This window comes from Xylophilus rhododendri, assembly GCF_009906855.1.
Lineage (GTDB): Bacteria > Pseudomonadota > Gammaproteobacteria > Burkholderiales > Burkholderiaceae_C > Xylophilus > Xylophilus rhododendri.
The window spans coordinates 504,522-525,881 of record NZ_CP047650.1; the positions used below are offsets into that span (position 1 = coordinate 504,522).

Here is a 21,360-nt window from a genome sequence, read left to right on the forward strand (position 1 = left end):
TTCACTTCATTCGGAAATCATCATGAGCTTTCCCATTTCGGCGACCAACATACTCACGGACAACCTGGATCGTGCTCGGCGTTTCCTGTTTCCCGGAATGCAAGACAGTTCCGCAGCGGCCAAGGATAAAATCCCCACGAGCGTTGCGGACACGGTGTACAAAGACAGTTTGAAGGATATCGGCGAGATCAGCCCGAAAATGATCGACCTGCTCGGACTCAAGCGCGACGATGTCGCCAAGTCCGGAGAGGTGCATTACGGCGAACCCTTTAGGGCAAAACGTGCCGCTTTGAGCGATCCAAATGCACCAGTTCCGAAAAGCGTTTTTCGAGCTTCAGCGGGTTTGCAGCCCGCTGCCGCCCCGGATATCAGAGCCGACCAAGCTGAGGTGCCCACGGCGAGCGAAGGACTGACTGAAGAGATGCAGATTCGGCTCGACGGCACTGTCAGCAACGCAGTCGCTGCATTTCTCGAGGAAACGGGGCAGCCCGGCGTGGATCTGGATGACAGTGATGAGCCGGCAGCCAAGGCTGCGGCCGCATTGGGCCGGCAGATAGCCCGCGCGGTCAAACCGCATCTCACTGAATATGAGCTGAAGCTGCTGGGCTCCAGCTCGCCATTCACCGATGCTTTCAAGGGCTGGGTGGAGGTCTATGCCTACCGTTTGACCTTTGGAAATCTGGACTACACAGAGGACGGGAAAAAACTCGTCGCCTGGGCCAGGCAGGAAGCGGCGCAGGTGGAAGCGCAATCCGATAACCCGAGGAGGCAGAATTCGCTGGCGTACGGTTATGAAGGCGGCCTTGAATCGGAACGAGGCGGTACACGACGCCGCCCGGCGCCGCTCGACGCTTATCCGAACAAGCAGGATATGGAAAGCTACGCACCCTGTGGCAAGTTTGTGCGCCTTTACCAATTCAACCCCCACATCGGAGATTATGCGACTGTTTACACCCGGGTCGATCCCGAGGATTGCCGAGGCAACAAGGATACCGACATTGCATACCAGCTCGGAAGGTTTTTCACGCACACTTCTCACCTGAATGTCAAATTCCATATTACAGACATGGAGAATCTTCCGTATGGTGTTGAAGTGCCGACCGGCGACAACGCCTGGAGTCGAAATTGCGGCCCCGACAACATATTGACTGCCGACAATAACCGGTGGGAATGGTTCGGCAAGGGAGCCCCGGAGTGCCCGCCTTACGTTTCCAACCTCGCGAAGTGGCGGGATCATTTGAAATCCTTTATGAGCACGGATTTCTGGGCCGCATTGCCGGATGGCAATCTCCCCAAGGCGCTGCCGAAACGCCTACTTACGAGCTCGGCTTTGCGAACTCCCTCGCGCCCGAGCAATTCAACTCGCGCTTGAGCACTCGCCAAAATCCGCGGCGTGGAACAAAAGGAGATGCCATGATTTCCAGCGCCACGCTCGCGGGTATTCGTCAACACCGATTTTCCTGAGGAGATCATCATGGGCTTTCCACTCACGGCAGGAAACGCCATGGCGACCAAGCTGGTCGGCATGCCCCGTTTCCCGTTTCGAGGGACGCAAGACAGCGCCGCCACGGCGGAAAAAAGAATCCTGATGAGCGTTGCGGATTCGGCTCACGTCAACAACCTGGAAAATATCGGGGCCATCAGCTCGGAAATGGTGGACCTGCTCCAACTCCGACCCGGCGCCATTGCCGGAGCCGGCGAGGTGCACTACGACGATTCATTTAAAATGAAACGCGCTCTCGAAAAGCAGCCGCCTTCCATCGCGCGAACCAGGCGGCTGACAGACGACATGCAGATTCTGCTAGACAACACCATCAACAACGCCGTCGGTGCATATCTCGTTGAAATGGGTCAGCCCGGATTTTTCTCCGACAATATTAAAAACCCTGCAACCAAGGCCGCGATCGACCTGGGCCAAAACATCGCACGTGCCATCAAACCGCACCTCAACGAATATGAACGGCAAATGCTGCGCTCATCGTCGGCATTTTCCGCGGCGTTCAAGAATTGGGTGGAAGTCTATGCCTACCGATTGGTTTTTGGCGGTGTCGGCTATGAAGAGGATGGAAAAAACATTGTCGAATGGGTCAGGCAGGAAGCCGCCCAACTGGATTCGCAGGCCGACTATCCCGCGATTGAAGAATCATTAAGACGAGGTTACAAGGGCGGCCTGCAATCAAAACTCGTCGGCAAATATCTGCATCAGATACCGCTCAGCGTGTACCCCAACGTCGAGGACATGGAGAACTATGCGCCTTGCAACACGGATGTACTCCTTTATGCCGGGAACAAGCGTTCCGGCCAACACTCGGTCATACACGCCCGGGTCGGCCCTGAAAGGTGCAAAGGCAACGTGTATACCGACGCCTCGTACAGGGTTGCCAGATTTTGGCAACACACCGCAAAAGATCATGTCAGGTTTTCTCTGAATGAAGTTCAAATCGTGCCGCGCGGCGTGGTGTTGCCGACCGGCGAAGATACCTGGAGCCGTAACTGCGGACCGGACAATATATTGACCAGGCGGGGCTCATTCTGGGACTGGTTCAACCATGGGGCGCCGGCGTGCCCGCCCTATGTGTCCCTCTTCGAGAAATGGCGCGAAACACTGAAAAACGGCATCGTGAACAACTTCAAGGCCACACTACCAAACGGCATGATTCCGCAATCGCCTCCGCGACCTGCGCCGCCAAAATTGCCGAATCGCGGTTGAACGGCCAAGAGTCAAAAAAAGGAAACACCATGCTTTCCACCGCCAAGGCGACATCGGGCGCCCCCAACCCGACCGGGTCGCTTTTCAATAAACCATTGGACCCTATAGGCACCATCAGCCCGGACTTGCGTTCATTCGGCGGTCTGGGCCCGGTGGCCATTGAAATTTTGGAGCTTATGCGGGCGAAAGCCGACGCACCGCAGCCTCTGAAACACCGGCCAGTTCCTGTTCTCGACCAGAACCGTCTTCCCCCGCAGGAAATCGGCTGGGAAACAGCGGAACTGCTCGGAATGCACAGCCGATCCGGTGTTGAAGACGCCGGCTTCGATCAACCACGGGCGATGCCAAGGGCCAAACGGGTGGCGACTGCGTCCAAGGAGGATCTGGAGACCGCCGCGCGCTATTCGGTGCAGGGGTTTAGGCACGAGGTGGGCCTGCCCGACCTGTCCGTGCCAGCGCCCGAAACGCCGCTATCGACTCAGGCGCTGCGCAACGGCAGGGATTTTGCCCAGCAAATCAAACCGCTGCTCAACGATTTCGAAGCGCATATCGTGCGCTCGCAGCCCGCGTCCACCTTCGTGCGGGCACTGGAGGGATGGGCCGAGGTGTCCGGCTACAAGATGGTGGCCTCGGGCTTTCCATTCACCCAGACCCCGGCCAGCATCCTGAACATGGTGCGCTCCGAGGCGGCGCAGATGGATGCGGAGGCAGACAACCCCGAAGAGGAAGGGTGGAGACGCAGCGGCTTTCGGGGCGGGATGTCCTCAGTGTTCCTCCATTTTCACAGCAAGCCCTCGATGAGTGGTGTCTACTCCTATCCCAGCAATGAAGACGTCATGAGATACGCGCCCTGTGGCGCAACGGTGGTGCTTTTCGGTCCGGTGCAGAATCGCGCGAATTTCGGCCCCAAGATGGTCCAGCCCAAGCCCGGGCAATGCCATGGGAACTGGTTCACGCACAAGGCTTACATGGTGGGCAGGCGCGCGAAACATGTGATCGATCCGATATTCTCGCTCGATGAATTGCAAGCGGCGCCATTCAACTTCCAAGGCCTGCTGAGCCCCAACGTCAAGGGGCGCAACTGCGGGTCGGGCAATGTCCTCACCAAGGAGTTTCAATGGTGGCATCTGAGAAAGAGCGCCCCGGAGTGCCCGCCTTATGAGTCGCCGCATAAAAAACAGAGAAACCAGCTGAAAGCCGCGATGCGGGAGTCACTCGAAAAAAAGCACGCGACGCGCCAGTTCGACGATATGTTCGAGATGCCACCGGAAATGAGCCAGAACAGCTTCCAGCCGCGCCGCCCTGGCTTTTGACGCATTGCCGGCGCGGTGTGGCGATTTTTCAGGACTGGGCCGGCATGCTGCCAATGTGCAAAAACAAATAATTCAGGAGCATCCCGGGGGCGGCCTGGCATTGCACGGGTGAAGCGAGCTGGTGCCGGTGGTGCGTTTACGCACATACTCGCGCCGGCCGCCGGAGGCAGACTCCGGTCTTTCCACAGCCCTGAACTCCAGAAACTCCCATGAGCACCACCAACGTCGTCGCCCTTCCCCAACAGAGCCGCGAGGATGCAGCCAAGCTGGTGCTGCGCCTGCTGCTCGGCAGCCTGACGCTGCTGCACGGCATCGCCAAGCTGCAGAGCGGCCCGGGCTTCGTGCTCGGACTGGTGCAGCAGGCAGGGCTGCCGAGTTTCGTCGCCTACGGTGTCTACATCGGCGAGGTGGTGGCCCCCGTGCTGCTGATCATCGGCCTGTTCACCCGGCCGGCCGCGCTGATCGTGGTGGTCAACATGCTGGTGGCTTTCAGCCTGGTGCACATGAGCCAGATCTTCACCCTGGGCAAACAGGGCGGCTGGGCGCTGGAGCTGCAGGGCTTCTTCCTGTTCACCGCCGTGGCGATCGCGCTGCTGGGCGCGGGCCGCTACAGCGTGGGCGGCGTCAACGGCCGCTTCAACTAGGCGCCGAACCGGCCTAGCCCCGCGCGTCGCCGACCCGGCGCGCCAGGGCCTCGACATCGGTCACCACCAGCGCGCCGGCCTCCTTCTGCAGCAGGCCGGCGCGGACCAGCAAGGCCAGCTCCCGCGTCACCTGCTCGCGGTTGGTGCTGATCTGGCTGGCCAGCGCCGCATGGCGCGGCGCGGGTTCCAGCCTCGCCTGCTTGCCGGTCACGCCGACCTCGCGCGCCAGGCGCAGCAACTCGGCCTGCAGGCGATCGCCCACGGCCAGGGTGCTCAGCTCGATCACCCGCTCGCTCAATTGCCGCACCAGCGCCGCCAGCCGGCGCAGCATGCGTTCGGCCACCACCGGTTCATCTCGCATCAGGGCCATGAAGGCGCCGCGGCCCAGGCTGGCCACGGTGCAGGGCTCCAGCGTGAAGACATCGGCCGAACGCGGGCCTTCGTCGATCGCCGCCAAGTCGCCGAACAGTTCGCCCGGGCCATGGTCGCGGAAGGTCACCTGCCGGCCGCCGGCCGAATAGATGGCGATGCGCACCTGGCCCGAAACGATGAAGAACACCTCCGGCTCGCGCCCCGCCGCATCGCCCGCGGACGAGCGCAGCAGCAGCGGATGGCGGGCCGCCACCTGGTGCCAGGCGCAGTCCTGGGCGAGCTGGTCGAGCCGGCTGTCGGACAAGCCGGCGAAGAGTTCGATGCCGCGCAGGGCGAGGCTGGATCGGCGGGGAGGCTGGTTCATGCAGGCGGGTGTGGGCGCTGAATTATGCTGAGGGACTCCCGTATGAGCGACGCCCCGTCCCACCGTTCCCTGCCCGCCCGGTTTCCCGGCCAGCGCCAGCTGCGCTGGGCCAGCGGCCTGGTGCTGCTGGCCTATACCGGGCTGCATCTGCTGGACCATGCGCTGGGGCTGGTATCGCTGGCCGTGGCCGATCTCGTGCTGGCACTGGTGCGCGGCTTCTGGCACGGCGCCTTCGGCAGCCTGCTGCTGTACGGCGCGGCCAGCCTGCACCTGGTGCTGGCCTTCGTGGGGGTGTGGGAGCGGCGCAGCCTGCGCCTGCCGGCCACCGAGGCGATCCGCATCCTGCTGGGTTTCGCCCTGCCCCTGCTGCTGGCCGGCCATCTGGCGGCGATGCGCTGGGCCTACGAGGCCTACGGGCTGGACCCGGACTACGCACGGGCGATCCGCGGCATCTGGAGCCCCCGCGCGGCCGCCTTCCAGCTCTGCATGATGGCGGCCGCCTGGGCCCATGGCTGCCTGGGCCTGCACATGGCGCTGCGGGCGCGGATGGCCTGGCGGCGGATGTTCCCCCTCGTGCTCTGCCTGATGGTGCTGCTGCCGGTGCTGGCCACCCTGGGTTTCGTGGCCATGGGCCGCGAGATCGCCTGGACCGGAGCCCCGGCGCAAATGCCCACCGCCGCCCAGAGCGCGGCCGCCTCGCAGGTGGCGCGTACCGGTTCTGCCGTCTACCTGGTGCTGCTCGCCCTGCTGCTGGCATCGAGGGCGCTGCGCGCGCGCTGGCAGCGTGCGGCGCCGCAGGCCTGGATCACCCTGCACTACCCCGGCCGGCAGCTGCGTGTGCCGCGCGGCTGGAGCGTGCTGGAGGCCAGCCGCGAGCATGGCATCGCCCATCTCTCGGTCTGCGGCGGGCGCGCCCGCTGCTCCACCTGCCGCGTGCGGGTGAACGGCCCGGCCTCGGCGCTGCCGGCCATGGGCCACGACGAAGCCCAGACCCTGGCCCGGGTCAAGGCACCGCCCGACGTACGCCTGGCCTGCCAGCTGCGGCCGCTGGCCGACATCACCGTGCTGCCGCTCTTTGTGCCCGGCGCCCGCGAGGCCGCCGGCCGGGTGGGCCGCGAGCGCGACGTGGCCATCCTCTTCGTGGACCTGCGGCGCTGGTCCGGCCTGTCGGAGCGCCAGTGGCCTTTCGACTTGGTCTACACGCTGGACCGCTATTTCGAGATCGTCGGCGGTGCGGTGCAGGACAGCGGCGGCACCGCCAACCAGTTCATCGGCGACAGCGTGATGGCCATCTTCGGCCTGGAGACCGACCTGCCCACCGCCTGCCGCCAGGCCGTGGCCGCCGCCCGCCTGATCGGCCAGCGCATGGATGCATGGAGCGCCGCCTTCGAGCGCGAGTTCGGCCAGCCGATCGCCTTCGGCATGGGCCTGCATGCCGGCCGCGCGGTGGTGGCCGAGGTGGGCTGGCAGGACAGCACCACCTTCAGCGCGGTGGGCGAGGTGGTCAACACCGCGAGCCGGCTGCAGGACCATTCCAAGACCTCGGCCGGGCGACTGGTGATGTCGGTCTTCGTGGCGCAGCAGGCCGGGCTGCCGGTGCCGCCCGGCGAGGTGGAGCGGGTGAACGTGCGCGGCCGCGGCGAGCCCCTGGACGTGCTGCACGCCGCCCTCGCCTGAAAGAGCAAGGGCCGCCGCTCAGTGCTGCGCCTGCCCCAGCCGGAACACCTCGACCACCCGCACCAGCGCCTGGGCCTGCTCACGCAGGCTCTCCGCCGCCGCCGTGCTCTGCTCGACCATGGCGGCGTTCTGCTGGATCGACTGGTCCATCTGGTTGACCGCCTCGCCGATCTGCTGCACGCCCGCCGTCTGCTCGGCGCTGGCCGCGCTGATCTCGCCCATGATGTCGGCCACCCGCTTGATCGAATCGACGATCTCCTCCATCGCCCGGCCCGACTGGTCGGCCAGGCCGGTGCCGCGCGACACCCGCTCGACGCTGCTGCCGATCAGTCCCTTGATCTCCTTGGCCGCCGCCGCCGAGCGCCCGGCCAGGCTGCGCACCTCGCTGGCCACCACGGCGAAGCCGCGTCCCTGCTCGCCTGCGCGCGCGGCCTCGACCGCGGCATTGAGGGCCAGGATGTTGGTCTGAAAGGCGATGCCGTCGATCACGCCGATGATGTCCACGATGCGGTGCGAGCTGTCGTGGATGTCCTTCATCGTGCCCACCATCTCGGAGGTCACGCCGCCGCCGTCCACCGCCACCGTGCGCGCCGCCAGCGCGAGCCGGTTGGCCTGCGTGGCGTTGTCGGCGTTCTGCCTGACGGTGGAGTTCAGCTCTTCCATGGAGGCCGCGGTTTCCTCGATAGCGCTGGCCTGGGATTCGGTGCGCCGGCTCATGTCGCCGTTGCTGGACGCCACTTCGGCGCTGGTGGTGCGGATGATGTCGGCCGACTGGCGCACCTCGGACACGATCCGGCTCAGGCTGGCGTTCATGCCGCGCAGCGAGGCCATCAGTTCGGAGAGTTCGTCCCGGCCCTCCACCACGATGCGCTGCGACAGGTCGCCGTTGGCGATGTCGTTGGCCAGCGTGGCGGCCGCGGCCACCGGCACGGTGATGGAGCGCGTCAGCACGCGGGCCAGCACCAGGGCCAGCACCAGCATGAGCACACCGATGCCGGCCAGGCGCAGGCGGCTGGCGGCGATCTCGGCGTCGATGGACTTCGCCACCTCGTCGATGGCCGAACGCTGCTGGTCCACATAGGCCTGCATGGCCGCGACATAAGGCGGTATCGAGGGTTCGAATTCGCTGTTCAGGATGCGCCGGGCCTCGTCGGCATTGCCCTCGCGCTTGGCCGTCATCATGCGTTCGCGCACCGAGATGTAGACCTTGCGGGTGCTCTCGATGTTCTCGAACAGCTTCTTCTCGGTGGCATCCATCGGGAAGGCCTGGATCGCCTTGGCGATCTCCGCGCTGCGCGCCGAGGAGGCCTTGGCCTCTTCGGTGAAGGTCTTCTCCAGATCCGGATCGCTGGCCCGGCTGATCGCCTTGATCCGGCTCATCACCGACATCATGTTGCGCGACCACTCCTCCGTCAGGCGCTCCTTGGCCAGCGGCGTGGCCATCATCGCGCGGGTGGAGGCGGCGATGTCGTTGAGGCTCCAGACCGCCACCGCCAGCATGGCGGCCGAAAGGATGATGATCGCGGCGAATGCACCGCCGAGTCGGGTGCCGATGCGGAGTCTGCTGAGTTGCACGGAATGCCTTGGGGTTTGGGGGGCGGAAGAAGTCGTGGGGCAGTGCGTGCGGACCATCCGCGCCGCGGTCGAGCCCGTGGGGACCGTGAGCCCATTATCTTTTGGCCGGATGCGGGCGCGCAGGCTCGCAGCAAGCCAGCAATGAACGTGCCCGGGCGACTTTCACCAAAACCGGTGCGCTGGCGCACAGCCCGCCAGGCGACGGACGGCCAGACTCTGCTGCGTGGTTCCGGCTTTCCCGGAGCCCGCCAAAACAGACTCGACACCAGGAATCCATCGCCATGAAAACATCCAGGACTCTCGCCCTTTTCTCCGCTGCCCTGACGCTGGCTTTCGCCGGCTCGGCCTTCGCGCAGGAGGCCGACAGCGCGGCCGTCGCCACCGCGGCGCCGGCCGGCCCGTCGCTCAGCCGCGCCGAGGTCGAGGCCGACCGCAATCTGTGGCTGCAGTCCGGACTCTCGACCTATGCCGGCAACCAGTCGGCCGAGGCCGGCGTGCCGGGCTATGCCCGCGCCATGACCCGCTACCGCGCCGCCCGCAGCGGCCCGGCCTGGTTCGCCGAACTACGCCGTGTGCAAGGCCAGGATGGCGCGGCGATGGCCAGCGGCCCGGCTTCGGCCAACAAGGCTGAGTAAACACATCGGCCACGACGCGGCCAGCGGCTGCAGCAAGCCGCTGGCCTGTCTGACACCGCCATTGGTGCTGGTCAGTGCCTGATGCATGTTTTGACCGAAACGCCGGAGCAAGACAGCAGATGGACTGGACACAAGGAATGGGCATGGCCGCGGGTGTGCTGACGTCCTGCTCGATGCTGCCGCAGCTCTTCAAGGTGATTCGCGACAAGCAGGCCGAGGAGGTATCGGTCGTGATGATCGTGGTGCTGATCGCCGGCCTCGCGCTGTGGGTGGCCTATGGCATCGCGCGCGGGGACTGGCCGGTGATCCTGACGAACTCGTTTTCGGTGATCGTCAACTGCCTGCTGCTGGGGTTCCGAATCCGCTACAGCGGCACGAAATAGGCAACCTGCCTGCTCAGGCCTCGTAGCGCTGCTTGGCGCGCCGCGCGAACTCGTTGGTGAACAGGCGCCCGGTCTCCAGATGGGCCTGCGCCAGCTCGGGCTCGAAGCCGGCGGCCGCGCGCAGCACCGTGGCCGCGCCCTCCTCCGGTATCAGGCCGTCCGGCGAGATCGCCTCGCGCAGCTTCTGGAAGGCGGCGAGATACAGCGCCCGGTCGTTCTGCAGATAGGGCGGCGGCACGGTCTTGAGGATGTCGCCGGGGCTGGCGGTCTGCAGCCATTTGAGGGCGCGCACCATGGCGTCCGCCAGGGCCTGGGTGGTGTGCGGCGCCTGGCGCAGGAAGGCTTCGGGCGCGTACAGGCAGCCGGCGGGCATGGGGCCGCCGAAGAGCGACTTCGTGTCCTTCAGGGTGCGGGTGTCGCTGACCACGCAGACCTCGCCCTTCTGCTCCAGCTGGGTGATGAGCGGATCGAGCGTGACGATGGCGTCGACCTGGCCGCTGCGCACCGCCTGCGCGGCCGAGGCGCCCAGGCCGACCGGCACGAAACTCACATCCGACGGCCTGAGGTTGGCCCGCGCCACCACCAGCGTGGCGGCCAGGTGGGTGGTGGCGCCCAGGGCCGAGACGCCGATGCGCCGGTTGCGCAGGTCTTCGAGCTGTTTGTAGTCCGGCAGCGAACGCAGCGAGACCCCGGTGACCACCTGCGGCGCCCTGCCTTCGAGCACGAAGGCGGTGCAGTACTGGTGGCGGCTCTGCAGGCTGAGCGTGTGCTTGAAGGCGCCGGCGCAGACATCGGCGCGGCCCGACAGCAGCGCCTGCAGCGCGGCGGCGCCGCTGCCGTAGTCGTCGATCTGCACCTGCAGGCCGGCGGCGGCGAAGTAGCCCAGGCGCTCGGCGATGCTCAGCGGTAGGTGGTAGAAGCTGGCTTTTTCGCCGACGCAGATGCGCAGCGCGGGCCTTTCGATGCGGTCCTGTGCACGCAGCAGCAAGGGCACGCCCAGGCCGACGCCGGCCAGCGCCGCGCCGGCGGTGAAGAGCCGGCGGCTGGGCCGGAAGGACGGGAGGCTGGCCATGGCGGGATCAGCTTAAGTCCGCACCACGGCGGGGCGAATCCGGGACATCCCCGCCCCGGGTTAATCCGGGGCCGGCGGGCGAAGGCTCAGCGGTAACCGACGAAGAGCAGGCCCACGTTGACGGCGAAGGCCAGCAGGTAGACCGCGCTGCGCAGGCTGGCGAGGTTGGCGAGATAGGCGGCGACATAGCCGATGCGCAGCACGATGTAGGCCAGGGCCAGCGCATCCACCCAGCCCTGCGCGGCCTGCAGCTGGTGCGCGATGACGACCGCGCCGATGAAGAAGGGCAGGTTCTCGAAGCAGTTGGTCTGGGCCGCATTGGCGCGTGCCCGGTAGCCCTGCTGCTGCGCCAGCCAGGCCCGTGGATCGCGGTTGTCGAAACCAGCGGACTTGCCGCCCTTGGCGATGCCGGCGCACACGATGGGCAGCAGCGCGGCGAACAGCACGCACCAGTAGGCCAGCGTGAAATGGGGAAGCTCGTGCATCGGATGTCCTGCGGTGTTCAGCGCCGGTCGGCCAGCGCGTGGGCGATGGTGCCCAGGTCGACGTATTCGAGTTCGCTGCCCACCGGCACGCCGCGCGACAGGCGGGTGGTGCGCAGGCCGCGGGTCTTGAGGCCCTCGGACACCACGTGCGCGGTGGCCTCGCCTTCGGCGGTGAAGTTGGTGGCCAGGATGACCTCTTCGGTGATGCCGTCGGCGGCGCGGTCGAAGAGTTGCTGCAGGCCGATGTCCTTGGGGCCTATGCCGTCGAGCGGCGAGAGCCGACCCATCAGCACGAAGTACAGCCCGCGGTAGGCACCGGTGCGCTCCAGCGCGGCCTGGTCGGCCGGGGTCTCGACCACGCACAAGCGGGTGGCATCGCGTTCGGGATCGCTGCACACCGGGCAGATCTCGGCCTCGGTGAAGGTGTGGCAGCGCGCGCAGTGGCGCACGCTGGTGCTGGCCCGGTGCAGCGCCTGCGACAGCAGCTGGGCGCCGGGCCGGTCGTGCTGCAGCAGGTGGAAGGCCATGCGCGAGGCCGACTTGGCGCCCACGCCGGGCAGGCGGCGCAGGGCGTCGATCAAGGCGTCGACGGAGCCCAGGTCAGCCATGCGGGGCGATCAGAAGGGGAACTTCATGCCGCCGGGAAGGCCCGGCATGCCGGCGGTGATCTTGCCCATTTTTTCCTGCGAGGTTTCCTCGGCCTTGCGCACGGCGGCGTTGAAGGCGGCGGCGACCAGGTCTTCGAGCATGTCCTTGTCCTCGGCCAACAGGCTGGGGTCGATGGTGATGCGCTTGACGTCGTGCTTGCAGGTCATCAGCACCTTGACGAGACCGGCGCCGGATTCGCCTTCGACTTCGACGTTGGCGAGTTCGTCCTGGGCCTTCTTCAGGTTGTCCTGCATGGCCTGGGCCTGCTTCATGAGGCCGGCGAGCTGTCCCTTGTTGAACATGGCGAAAAATCCTTGATGACTGGGTGAAACGGGGAAAGAAAAAACAGCCGTGCAGATCAGGCCGAAGCGCTGTCCTGCAAGGGCCTGACCTTGAGGGAGCCGGGGACGATTTTCGCCCCGAAGTCCCGCATCATCTCCTGCACGAAGGGATCGCTGGTGACGATCTCCTCGGCCTGGCGCTGGCGGGCGCTGGCGGCGGCGGCATTGCGGCGCGCCGGGCTGTCGATGACATGGCCGACCTCCACCGAGAGCATATCGGCATGGCCGGCCGCGGCCAGCGCGGCGCGCAAACGCTCGCGGGTGCTGGCCTGGTTGAGCGAGGCGCTTTCCACCCGCAGCATCCAGTGCTGGCCGTCGCGGGCGACGAGCTGCGATTGCAGGGCCAGCTCACGTACCAGGGCATTGATGGCCTCGGCCCGCACCAGGCCGCGCACGGCGGCGTACCAGATCTCGCCCTCAGGCGTGGGAGTGAAGGTGGCGGCCGCGGCAGGATCGGAACGCGGGCCGGTGCGCAGGCCGGCGGTGGGCTGCTCGCGCACCGGCACGGCGACGACATCGTCGGCGGGCGGCATCTCGCGGCGCTGCATATTGGGGGATGGGCGCATGCCCTGGTCCCGCACCGGCAGCGCGGCCAGCGGCGGGGGGATGCGGGCGGGCGGGCGGCGGGCGGGGTGGAAGGGGCGTCGTCCAGGCCTGGATCGCCTTCTTCGTAGAAAGGCGGGGGCTCGGAATCGTCGTGGGGCTGGGGTGCGGGCTCGGCGGCCGGAGCGGCGGCTGCTGGTTCCGGTTCCGGTTCAGCTGCAGCGGGCTCGGGCGTTGGCAGCACGGGGGCGGCATCGGTCCCGGCCGGCACGACGATGTCGCCATCGCCGTCCGGATCGACCAGCACTTCCGGCTCGGCCACCGCCGGCTGCACTTCCGGTGAAGGAGCAGGCACGGGCGCCGGCGGGGGCGTCGCGGCCGCCACGGCGGGGGCCGGAACAGCCGCGGCCGGCGCCTCGGAAACAGCCTTTCGCGGCGCCTCAGGCGGCCGCGCGGCTGCTTTCAGAGTTTTTTTTTCCGCCGATGCCGCGTCTGGCGCGGGCTTGAAGGCCAACAGGCGCAGCAGCACCATGGTCAGCGCCGCGTATTCGTCCGGCGCCAGGCCCAGCTCGGCCCGGCCATGCAGGCAGATGCTGTAGAGCAGCTGGGTCTCGTCGGCGGGCATGGCATCGGCCAGGCGCGCCGTCTCGGCGGCCTCGGCATCGGCCGGCGCGGCGGCGCGCTGCGGCACGGCCTGCAGCACCGCCATGGACTGCAGCACCGCCGCCATCTCTTCGAGCGTGGAAGCGGCGGACAGGCCGTTGGCGCGCAGCGCCTCGACCGTCTCGACCACCGTCAAGCCGTCGCCCTCGCCCAGCGCGCCGATCAGGCTGAAGACATGGGAGCGGTCCACGCTGCCCAGCATGCGGCGCACCGTGTCCTCGCGCACCTCGCCGGCACCGAAGGCGATCGCCTGGTCGGTCAGCGACAGCGCATCGCGCATCGAGCCGCGCGCGGCGCGGGCCAGCAGGCGCATGGCCTGGGCATCGGCGGCCACGTTCTCGCGGCCCAGCACGTCGGCCAGGTGGGCCTCGACCGTCTCCGGCGCCATCGGCCGCAGGTTGAACTGCAGGCAACGCGAGAGCACCGTCACCGGCACCTTCTGCGGATCGGTCGTGGCCAGCACGAACTTCAGGTATTCGGGCGGCTCCTCCAGCGTCTTCAGCATCGCGTTGAAGGCGGTGTTGGTGAGCATGTGGACTTCGTCGATCATGAAGACCTTGAAGCGGCCGGCCACCGGCTTGTAGACGGCCTGCTCCAGCAGCGACTGGACTTCGTCCACCCCGCGGTTGGAGGCGGCGTCGAGCTCGGTGTAATCGACGAAGCGGCCGGCATCGATGTCGCGGCAGGCCTGGCAGACGCCGCAGGGCGCATCGGTGATGCCGCCGGTGCCGTCCGGCCCCACGCAGTTGAGGGCCTTGGCCAGGATGCGCGAGACGGTCGTCTTGCCCACGCCGCGGGTGCCGGTGAAGAGATAGGCGTGGTGCAGGCGCTGGGTCTGCAGGGCGTTGGACAACGCCTGCACGACGTGCTCCTGCCCCACCATTTCGGAGAAGTTCCGGGAGCGGTATTTGCGGGCGAGCACGAGATAGGACATCCCGCCATTCTAAGGACCGGCCACATGCCGATCCGGGCAAGGCGCGGCTGCGGGGATAATCCGCGCCCATGACTTCTGCCTCCACCAACCCCGACACGCTGAGCTACGAACAGGCCGGCGTCAATTACGACCTGATCGACCCGCTGAAGGTGAGCGCCCAGCGCGCCGCCGCCGCCACCGCGGTGCACCTGGGCGGCCACGGTTTCACCGAGGTGGCCGCCTCGCGCGGTGAATCGGCCTATGTGGTCGATGTCGGCCCCTTCTACCTGGCCAGCATCGTCGAATGCCTGGGCAGCAAGGTGCTGGTGGCCGACGCCATGGCCGAGCTCACCGGCCGCAGCTGGTACGAGGGCATCGCGCAGGACACCATCGCCATGGCCGTCAACGACCTGATCACCGTCGGCGCCACGCCGCTGGTGGTGCAGGCCTACTGGGCGGCCGGCGGCAGCGACTGGTTCGGCGACAAGGCCCGCGCCCAGGCGCTGGTGGCCGGCTGGAAGAAGGCCTGCGACACCTGCAGCGTGGCCTGGGGCGGCGGCGAGACGCCGGCGCTGGCCGGCATCGTGGAAGGCGACCGCATCGACCTGGCGGCATCCTGCACCGGCATCATCAGCCCCAAGTCGCGCCTGTCGGTGGGCGACGACCTGGCCGAGGGTGATGCCATCGTGCTGCTGGCATCGAGCGGCATCCATGCCAATGGCCTGTCGCTGGCGCGCAAACTGGTCGAGCGGCTGCCCGAGGGTTACCTGACCGAGGTCGAGCCGCGCCTGTCCTACGGCGAAGCCCTGCTGGCGCCCACCATCCTGTACTCGCCGGTGACCGAAGCCCTGGCCAAGGCCGGCATCGCCATGAAGTACTGCGCCAACATCACCGGCCACGGCTGGCGCAAGCTGCTGCGCCATCCCTCGGCCTTCACCTACCGCATCGAGGCGGTGCCGCCGGTCACGCCGGTGCTGCAGTTCATCCAGAAGCACGCCCAGCAGGACGACCGCGAGGCCTACAGCACCTTCAACATGGGTGCCGGCTTCGCCATCTTCGTGAAGGCCGAGGATGCACAGCGCACGGTGGAAGTGGCGCAGGCGCAAGGCATCGCCGCCATCGTCGCCGGCCGCGTGGAAGCGGGCCCGAAGCAGGTGGTGATCGAGCCGATCGATGTGACCTTCGGAACCGAAGACCTGCAGCTGCGCTGATTTTCCCGGCCGGCCCGAAAGGGCTTCTCCAGCCGGTTAGAATGCAGGCTGACGGGCCTCCTCGCATGGGGAAGCGGCCAACCGGGTCAGGTGGGGAACCAAGCAGCCCTAACTGTGGACTCAGTGCCGGGGTAGGGCTCGTCAACCTCATTCATCGAAACAAAGCCCGGCAGTCGCCGGGCTTTTTCGTTTCAGGCCAGGCGCTCCACCCAAGCTGCGGCACCCTCGCCCGCCACCTTGCCACCGGCCATGCAGGCGGTCAGCAGGTAGCCACCGGTCGGGGCTTCCCAGTCCAGCATCTCGCCTGCGCAGAACACGCCCGGCAGTCCGCGCAGCATCAGGGCCGCGTCCAGTCCTTCGAACGCCACGCCGCCGGCGGTGCTGATGGCTTCGTCGATCGGCCGGGTGGCGCGCAGCACGATGGGCAGCGACTTGATGGCGGTAGCCAGTGTCTCGGCATTCGCCATGGCGCCCTTGTCGAGCAGCTCGTGCAGCACGGCCGACTTGATGCCGTCCAGGCCGAGGCGGCTCTTGAGGTGACTGGACAAGGAACGCGAGCCGCGCGGATGGCGCACCTCGGCCAGCACCCGCGCGGGCGTGAAGTCGGGCAGCAGGTCCAGGTGGAAGGTCGCGCTGCCGTCGCGGGCGATGGCGTCGCGCAGCAATGCCGAGGCGGCGTAGACCAGGCTGCCTTCCACGCCGGTGGCGGTGGCGACGAATTCGCCGCGACGTGAGAAGTCCTCGAAGCGCAGCGCCACCGACTTGAAGGGCTGGCCGGCGAAGCGTTCGGTGAAGAAGGGGCTCCAGCCGGGCGCCTGGGGATCGCGGCCCTGCACATCGAAGCCGCAGTTGGCCGGCAGCAGCGGCGCGATCGGCACGCCCTGCTCCGCCAGCGGCGCGGCCCAGGCGCCGTCCGAGCCCAGGCGCGCCCAGCTGGCGCCGCCCAGGGCCAGTACGACGGCGCGGGCCTGCACCAGGCTCTCGCCTTCGGCCGACTCGAAACGCAGGGCATGGGAACCGTCGGCCTGTGCCGGCCCGAAGCCCAGCCAGCGATGGCGCATGTGGAACACCACGCCCGAAGCCCGCAACCGGTGCAGCCAGGCGCGCAGCAGCGGCGCGGCCTTCATGTCTTTCGGAAAGACCCGGCCGGAGCTGCCGACGAAGGTTTCCACGCCCAGGCCCTGCGCCCAGTCGCGCAGCGCCTGCGCATCCAGGCGCCGCAGCAGCGGCTCGACCTGTTCACGTCGAGCCGCATAACGCGTGGCGAAGAGCTCGGCCGGCTCCGAATGCGTGAGGTTGAGGCCGCCCTTGCCGGCCAGCAGGAACTTGCGCCCGGCCGAGGGCATGCGGTCGTACACCACCACCGGCAGACCCGCCGCCGCCAGTGTCTCGGCGGCCATCAGGCCGGCCGGGCCCGCACCCACCACGACGATGGGCGCCTGGTCCGCGCGGGAAGAAGAAAGGGAATCGGAAAAATCGGTCATGCGCGGTCGCCGTCAAAAGCCCGTCCGGGACGCGGCCGGAAAGGCGGCGCCGTTGCGGCGGGGGCGTATTCTCACGCAGCCGCGCCAAAGGCCTTTTTTCCTATGCCGGCAATAGCCTCGGCCCACCGACGCCGGGCATTGCCTTCTGTCACAATCACCGCCACTTCAGCGATCCATCCATCCCAAAGACAGGAACCTCGCAATGGCAAGCGACCTCATCAAACATATCTCCGACTCTTCCTTCGAAAGCGACGTGCTGCAGTCGGAAAAACCCGTGCTGGTCGATTACTGGGCCGAATGGTGCGGCCCCTGCAAGATGATCGCCCCCATCCTCGACGAAGTCTCGAAGAGCTATGAGGACAAGCTGCAGATCGCCAAGATGAACGTGGACGAGAACCGCGACATCCCCGCCAAGTTCGGCATCCGCGGCATCCCCACCCTGATGCTGTTCAAGGGCGGCCAGCTGGCCGCCACCAAGGTCGGCGCGCTGAGCAAGGCGCAGCTGACGGCCTTCCTGGACGAGCAACTGGCCGCCTGACAGGCCCCCACAGCCGCCGCGACCGACACCGGTCCCGGCGGCTGTTTTGTAGGCGGAGGGAGCCAAGCCCGAACGCCTGGCGGCAAGCCGTTTTTTGCTGTCATAATCAGTTTTCGGTCGGCGAGCAAAAACTGCATCCCCGGCTGCCTTTCCCGGCTCCGCGAGAACTCTCTCGCACAGGCCTCATCCCCCCGACAGATCAGCACCTGACACTCCTCGCGGAGTCCTCAAATGCACCTTAACGAACTCAAGGCACTGCACGTGTCGGAGGTCCTCAAGCAGGCCGACGACCTCGAAATCGAAAACACCGGCCGCATGCGCAAGCAGGAGCTGATGTTCGCGATCATCAAGAAGCGCGCAAAGGCCGGCGAACAGATCTTTGCCGACGGCGTGCTCGAAATCCTGCCCGACGGCTTCGGTTTCCTGCGCAGCCCGGACACCAGCTTCACCGCCAGCACGGACGACATCTACATCTCGCCCAGCCAGGTGCGGCGCTTCAACCTGCACACCGGCGACATGATCGAGGGTGAAGTCCGCACGCCCAAGGACGGCGAACGCTACTTCGCGCTGACCAAGCTCGACATCGTCAACGGCAGCCCGGCCGAGAACAACAAGCACAAGGTCATGTTCGAGAACCTGACGCCCTTGTTCCCCAAGGAGCAGATGAAGCTCGAACGGGACATGAAGGGCGAGGAGAACATCACCGGCCGCATCATCGACATCATCGCCCCCATCGGCCGCGGCCAGCGCGCGCTGATCGTGGCGCCGCCCAAGAGCGGCAAGACGATGATGATGCAGCACATCGCCCACGCCATCACCGCCAACAATCCGGACGTGCACCTGATGGTGCTGCTGGTCGACGAGCGGCCGGAAGAAGTGACGGAAATGCAGCGCACGGTCAAGGGCGAGATCATCGCCTCGACCTTCGACGAGCCGGCCGCCCGCCACGTGCACGTGGCCGAGATGGTGATCGAGCGCGCCAAGCGCCTGGTCGAGCTGAAGAAGGACGTGGTGATCCTGCTGGACTCCATCACCCGCCTGGCCCGCGCCTACAACAACGTCGTGCCCTCCTCCGGCAAGGTGCTGTCGGGCGGTGTCGATTCCAACGCCCTGCAGCGGCCCAAGCGCTTCTTCGGCGCGGCCCGCAAGGTCGAGGAAGGCGGCTCGCTGACCATCATCGCCACCGCGCTGGTCGACACCGGCAGCCGCATGGACGAAGTGATCTTCGAAGAGTTCAAGGGCACCGGCAACAGCGAAATCCACCTGAACCGCCGCCTCTACGAGAAGCGCGTGTTCCCGGCGATCGAGCTGAACAAGTCCGGCACCCGCCGCGAGGAACTGCTGCTGGCGCCCGAGATCCTGCAGAAGACCCGCATCCTGCGCCAGTTCATGTACAACATGGACGAGATCGAGTCGATGGAACTCATGATCAAGAACATGAAGGCCACCAAGACCAATGTCGATTTCTTCGACATGATGCGCCGCGGCGGCTGAGCAGCCCCACGCCTCACGAAAGCCGGGCCCAGCGCCCGGTTTTTTCGTTTCCGACCGGTCGAAGCGGCAGGTTACATGCCTGCTCCCGACCCGCCGCACCATGGTCCGCAAGGAGTACCAACATGGCACAGACGGTCGGCGATTTTTTCTGGGAACGGCTCCACCAATGCGGCGTGCGGCGGGTGTTCGGCTATCCCGGCGACGGCATCAACGGACTGCTCGGCGGCCTGCAGCGCATGGATGGAAAGATCGAATTCATCCAGGTGCGGCACGAGGAGATGGCGGCTTTCATGGCCAGCGCGCATGCCAAGTTCACCGGTGAACTGGGCGTGTGCATCGCCACCTCCGGCCCGGGCGCGGCGCACCTGGTGACCGGGCTGTACGACGCGCGGCTGGACCATGTGCCGGTGCTGGCCATCGCCGGCCAGCAGGCACGCACGGCCATCGGCTCGCACTACCAGCAGGAAGTGGATCTGCCTTCCCTCTTCAAGGACGTGGCGGGCGACTTCTGCGAGACCGCCATGGTGCCTTCGCAGATGCGGCACCTGGTCGACCGTGCGGTGCGCATCGCCATGGGCCGCCGCCGGGTGACGGCACTGATCGTGCCGAACGATCTCCAGGAAATGCCGATGGAGCAGCCGCCGCGCAAGCATGGCTCGGTGTTCTCGGGCGTGGGCTGGTCGGCGCCGGTCGTGGTGCCCACGGCGGAGGACCTGCAGCGCGCCGCCGAGGTGCTGAACGCCGGCAAGAAGGTGGCACTGCTGGTCGGCGCGGGCGGCAAGAACGCGACCGAGGAAATCATCGCCCTGGCCGACTGCCTGCAGGCCGGCGCGGCCAAGGCCCTGCTCGGCAAGCAGGTGCTGCCCGACGACCTGCCCTGGGTGACCGGCTCGATCGGCCTGCTGGGCACCGAGCCCAGCGATAAGCTGATGCAGGGCTGCGACACGCTGCTGATGCTGGGCTCCGGCTTTCCTTATGCCGAATTCCTGCCCAAGGAAGGCGCGGCGCGCGGCGTGCAGGTGGACCTGGACCCGGGCATGCTGTCGGTGCGCTACCCGATGGAGGTCAACCTGACAGGCGATGTGGCGCCGACCCTGCGCGCCCTGCTGCCGCTGCTCCAGCCCAAGTCCGACACGAGCTGGCGCGAGGACATCGAAGGCTGGGTGCGCGACTTCGACCGCAAGCTGCTCGACCGCGCGATGGTCGACGCCAAGCCTGTCAATCCCCAGCGCGTGTTCACCGAACTCTCGCCGCGCCTGCCGGAGATGAGCATCCTGACCAGCGACTCCGGCTCCTGCGCCAACTGGTATGCCCGCGACCTCAAGATGCGCCGCGGCATGATGGCCTCGCTGTCCGGCGGCCTGGCCTCCATGGGCGCGGCGGTGCCTTATGCCATCGCCGCCAAGTTCGCCTTTCCCGAACGGCCGGTGATCGCGCTGGTCGGCGACGGCGCCATGCAGATGAACAACATGGCCGAGCTGATCACGGTGGTGAAGTACTGGAAGCAATGGTCCGACCCGCGTTTCATCGTGATGGTGCTCAACAACCAGGACCTGAACCAGGTGACCTGGGAGCAACGCATCATGGAAGGCAATCCCAAGTTCGAGGCCACCCAGGTGCTGCCGGACGTGGCCTACCACCGCTTCGCCGAACTGATAGGCCTGCGCGGCATCTATGTGGACACGCCAGAGGGCCTGGCCGGCGCCTGGGAAGCAGCCCTCGCCAGCGACCGCCCGGTGGTGCTGGAAGTGCGCACCGATCCGGAAGTGGCGCCGCTGCCGCCGCACATCACCCTGGAGCAGGCCAAGCATTTCACCGAGACGCTGATCAAGGGCGATCCGCGCGAAGGCTCGATCATCGGCAACACGGTACGGCAGCTCTTCAGCCGCTTCTTTGCCAGGAACTGATCCGCGTGCGATAATCGTGGGCTAATCAGCAGCAAGTGCATCGCATCGGTTTGCGACGTGGCTACTGCAACAGACCCAGAAGGATTTGCGCCATGAAAGAAGGCATTCACCCCAACTACCGCGAAGTGCTTTTCGTGGACCTGTCCAACGGCTTCAAGTTCGTGACGCGCTCCTGCGTCAACACGCGCGAAACCGGCACCACCGAAGACGGCCGCGAGCTGCCGCTGTTCAAGCTGGACACCTCCAGCGAATCGCACCCCTTCTACACCGGCACTCAGAAGTCGGTCGACAACATGGGCGGCCGCGTCGAGCGCTTCCGCAACCGTTTCGGCAAGACCACCGGTACGGTCGCTGCCAAGTAATCGGCTCCCCTCGCGGGATAAAAGAA

The 21,360-nt window shown here is 66.7% G+C and carries 20 protein-coding genes, 1 other RNA gene and 1 pseudogene; 13 read left to right on the forward strand and 9 right to left on the reverse strand.

The annotated features are described in order from the left end of the window. Window positions 1-22 precede the first annotated feature (22 nt). From GT347_RS02355 to GT347_RS02370, 4 genes are all read left to right on the forward strand, one after another. On the forward strand, window positions 23-1,372 hold the full coding sequence (locus GT347_RS02355; RefSeq protein ID WP_160550448.1) for a hypothetical protein: 1,350 nt from the start codon (window positions 23-25) through the stop codon (window positions 1,370-1,372). 102 nt (window positions 1,373-1,474) lie between these two features. Further along, on the forward strand, window positions 1,475-2,710 hold the full coding sequence (locus GT347_RS02360; protein ID WP_160550449.1) for a hypothetical protein: 1,236 nt from the start codon (window positions 1,475-1,477) through the stop codon (window positions 2,708-2,710). Window positions 2,711-2,739: 29 nt separating this feature from the next. Continuing rightward, entirely contained in the window at window positions 2,740-4,023 is a 1,284-nt protein-coding gene (locus GT347_RS02365) for a hypothetical protein (protein ID WP_160550450.1), read from the forward strand. A 209-nt stretch (window positions 4,024-4,232) separates the two neighbouring features. Continuing rightward, window positions 4,233-4,667 (forward strand): DoxX family protein, encoded by a 435-nt coding sequence (locus GT347_RS02370; RefSeq protein ID WP_160550451.1) that lies wholly within the window; start codon window positions 4,233-4,235, stop codon window positions 4,665-4,667. Between the two features lie 13 nt (window positions 4,668-4,680). Here GT347_RS02370 and GT347_RS02375 read toward each other — a convergent pair whose 3' ends face one another. Beyond that, on the reverse strand, window positions 4,681-5,403 hold the full coding sequence (locus tag GT347_RS02375) for a Crp/Fnr family transcriptional regulator (RefSeq protein WP_160550452.1): 723 nt from the start codon (window positions 5,401-5,403) through the stop codon (window positions 4,681-4,683). A 42-nt stretch (window positions 5,404-5,445) separates the two neighbouring features. Between GT347_RS02375 and GT347_RS02380 the strand changes: the two genes are divergently transcribed. After that, window positions 5,446-7,080 (forward strand): adenylate/guanylate cyclase domain-containing protein, encoded by a 1,635-nt coding sequence (locus tag GT347_RS02380; protein WP_160550453.1) that lies wholly within the window; start codon window positions 5,446-5,448, stop codon window positions 7,078-7,080. Window positions 7,081-7,098: 18 nt separating this feature from the next. On the opposite strand, the gene GT347_RS02385 is transcribed toward GT347_RS02380, so the two are convergent. Further along, window positions 7,099-8,655: a methyl-accepting chemotaxis protein gene (locus GT347_RS02385; protein ID WP_229722632.1), complete on the reverse strand. Its 1,557-nt coding sequence runs from the start codon at window positions 8,653-8,655 to the stop codon at window positions 7,099-7,101. A gap of 281 nt (window positions 8,656-8,936) precedes the next feature. Between GT347_RS02385 and GT347_RS02390 the strand changes: the two genes are divergently transcribed. Beyond that, entirely contained in the window at window positions 8,937-9,290 is a 354-nt protein-coding gene (locus tag GT347_RS02390) for a hypothetical protein (protein WP_160550455.1), read from the forward strand. Window positions 9,291-9,409: 119 nt separating this feature from the next. Next, window positions 9,410-9,673 (forward strand): SemiSWEET transporter, encoded by a 264-nt coding sequence (locus GT347_RS02395; protein WP_229722634.1) that lies wholly within the window; start codon window positions 9,410-9,412, stop codon window positions 9,671-9,673. Window positions 9,674-9,686: 13 nt separating this feature from the next. Here GT347_RS02395 and GT347_RS02400 read toward each other — a convergent pair whose 3' ends face one another. From GT347_RS02400 to dnaX, 6 genes and pseudogenes are all read right to left on the reverse strand, one after another. After that, window positions 9,687-10,745: an ABC transporter substrate-binding protein gene (locus GT347_RS02400; protein ID WP_160550456.1), complete on the reverse strand. Its 1,059-nt coding sequence runs from the start codon at window positions 10,743-10,745 to the stop codon at window positions 9,687-9,689. 86 nt (window positions 10,746-10,831) lie between these two features. Then, complete coding sequence (locus tag GT347_RS02405; protein WP_160550457.1) at window positions 10,832-11,230, reverse strand: MAPEG family protein; 399 nt, start codon at window positions 11,228-11,230, stop codon at window positions 10,832-10,834. 17 nt (window positions 11,231-11,247) lie between these two features. Beyond that, window positions 11,248-11,838, reverse strand: coding sequence for a recombination mediator RecR (recR, locus tag GT347_RS02410; protein WP_160550458.1), 591 nt, complete (start codon window positions 11,836-11,838; stop codon window positions 11,248-11,250). Between the two features lie 9 nt (window positions 11,839-11,847). Continuing rightward, on the reverse strand, window positions 11,848-12,180 hold the full coding sequence (locus tag GT347_RS02415) for a YbaB/EbfC family nucleoid-associated protein (RefSeq protein WP_160550459.1): 333 nt from the start codon (window positions 12,178-12,180) through the stop codon (window positions 11,848-11,850). Window positions 12,181-12,236: 56 nt separating this feature from the next. Continuing rightward, entirely contained in the window at window positions 12,237-12,785 is a 549-nt protein-coding gene (locus GT347_RS28005) for a DNA polymerase III subunit gamma/tau C-terminal domain-containing protein (protein ID WP_407704158.1), read from the reverse strand. A 317-nt stretch (window positions 12,786-13,102) separates the two neighbouring features. After that, a pseudogene (gene dnaX / locus GT347_RS02420) lies at window positions 13,103-14,359 on the reverse strand (DNA polymerase III subunit gamma/tau); the annotation flags it as partial. A 68-nt stretch (window positions 14,360-14,427) separates the two neighbouring features. On the opposite strand from dnaX, the gene GT347_RS02425 reads away from it, so the two are divergent. Continuing rightward, window positions 14,428-15,549, forward strand: a complete 1,122-nt coding sequence (locus tag GT347_RS02425) for an AIR synthase-related protein (protein WP_160550460.1) — start codon at window positions 14,428-14,430, stop codon at window positions 15,547-15,549. 50 nt (window positions 15,550-15,599) lie between these two features. Beyond that, window positions 15,600-15,695: signal recognition particle sRNA small type (ffs, locus tag GT347_RS02430), an RNA gene on the forward strand. Window positions 15,696-15,740: 45 nt separating this feature from the next. Here the strand turns inward: ffs and GT347_RS02435 are convergent. Then, complete coding sequence (locus GT347_RS02435; RefSeq protein ID WP_160550461.1) at window positions 15,741-17,033, reverse strand: TIGR03862 family flavoprotein; 1,293 nt, start codon at window positions 17,031-17,033, stop codon at window positions 15,741-15,743. A gap of 202 nt (window positions 17,034-17,235) precedes the next feature. Here GT347_RS02435 and trxA point away from each other — a divergent pair, with 202 nt between their 5' ends. The 4 genes from trxA to GT347_RS02455 all read left to right on the forward strand — a co-directional run bounded on the left by trxA (window position 17,236) and on the right by GT347_RS02455 (window position 21,334). Continuing rightward, complete coding sequence (gene trxA / locus GT347_RS02440; protein WP_160550462.1) at window positions 17,236-17,571, forward strand: thioredoxin TrxA; 336 nt, start codon at window positions 17,236-17,238, stop codon at window positions 17,569-17,571. 231 nt (window positions 17,572-17,802) lie between these two features. Next, window positions 17,803-19,065, forward strand: coding sequence for a transcription termination factor Rho (rho, locus tag GT347_RS02445; protein ID WP_160550463.1), 1,263 nt, complete (start codon window positions 17,803-17,805; stop codon window positions 19,063-19,065). A gap of 122 nt (window positions 19,066-19,187) precedes the next feature. Continuing rightward, the gene (locus tag GT347_RS02450) at window positions 19,188-20,972 is read left to right on the forward strand and encodes a thiamine pyrophosphate-requiring protein (RefSeq protein ID WP_160550464.1); all 1,785 of its coding nucleotides are present in this window, start codon (window positions 19,188-19,190) and stop codon (window positions 20,970-20,972) included. A 92-nt stretch (window positions 20,973-21,064) separates the two neighbouring features. Next, complete coding sequence (locus GT347_RS02455; protein ID WP_160550465.1) at window positions 21,065-21,334, forward strand: type B 50S ribosomal protein L31; 270 nt, start codon at window positions 21,065-21,067, stop codon at window positions 21,332-21,334. Window positions 21,335-21,360: the final 26 nt, after the last annotated feature.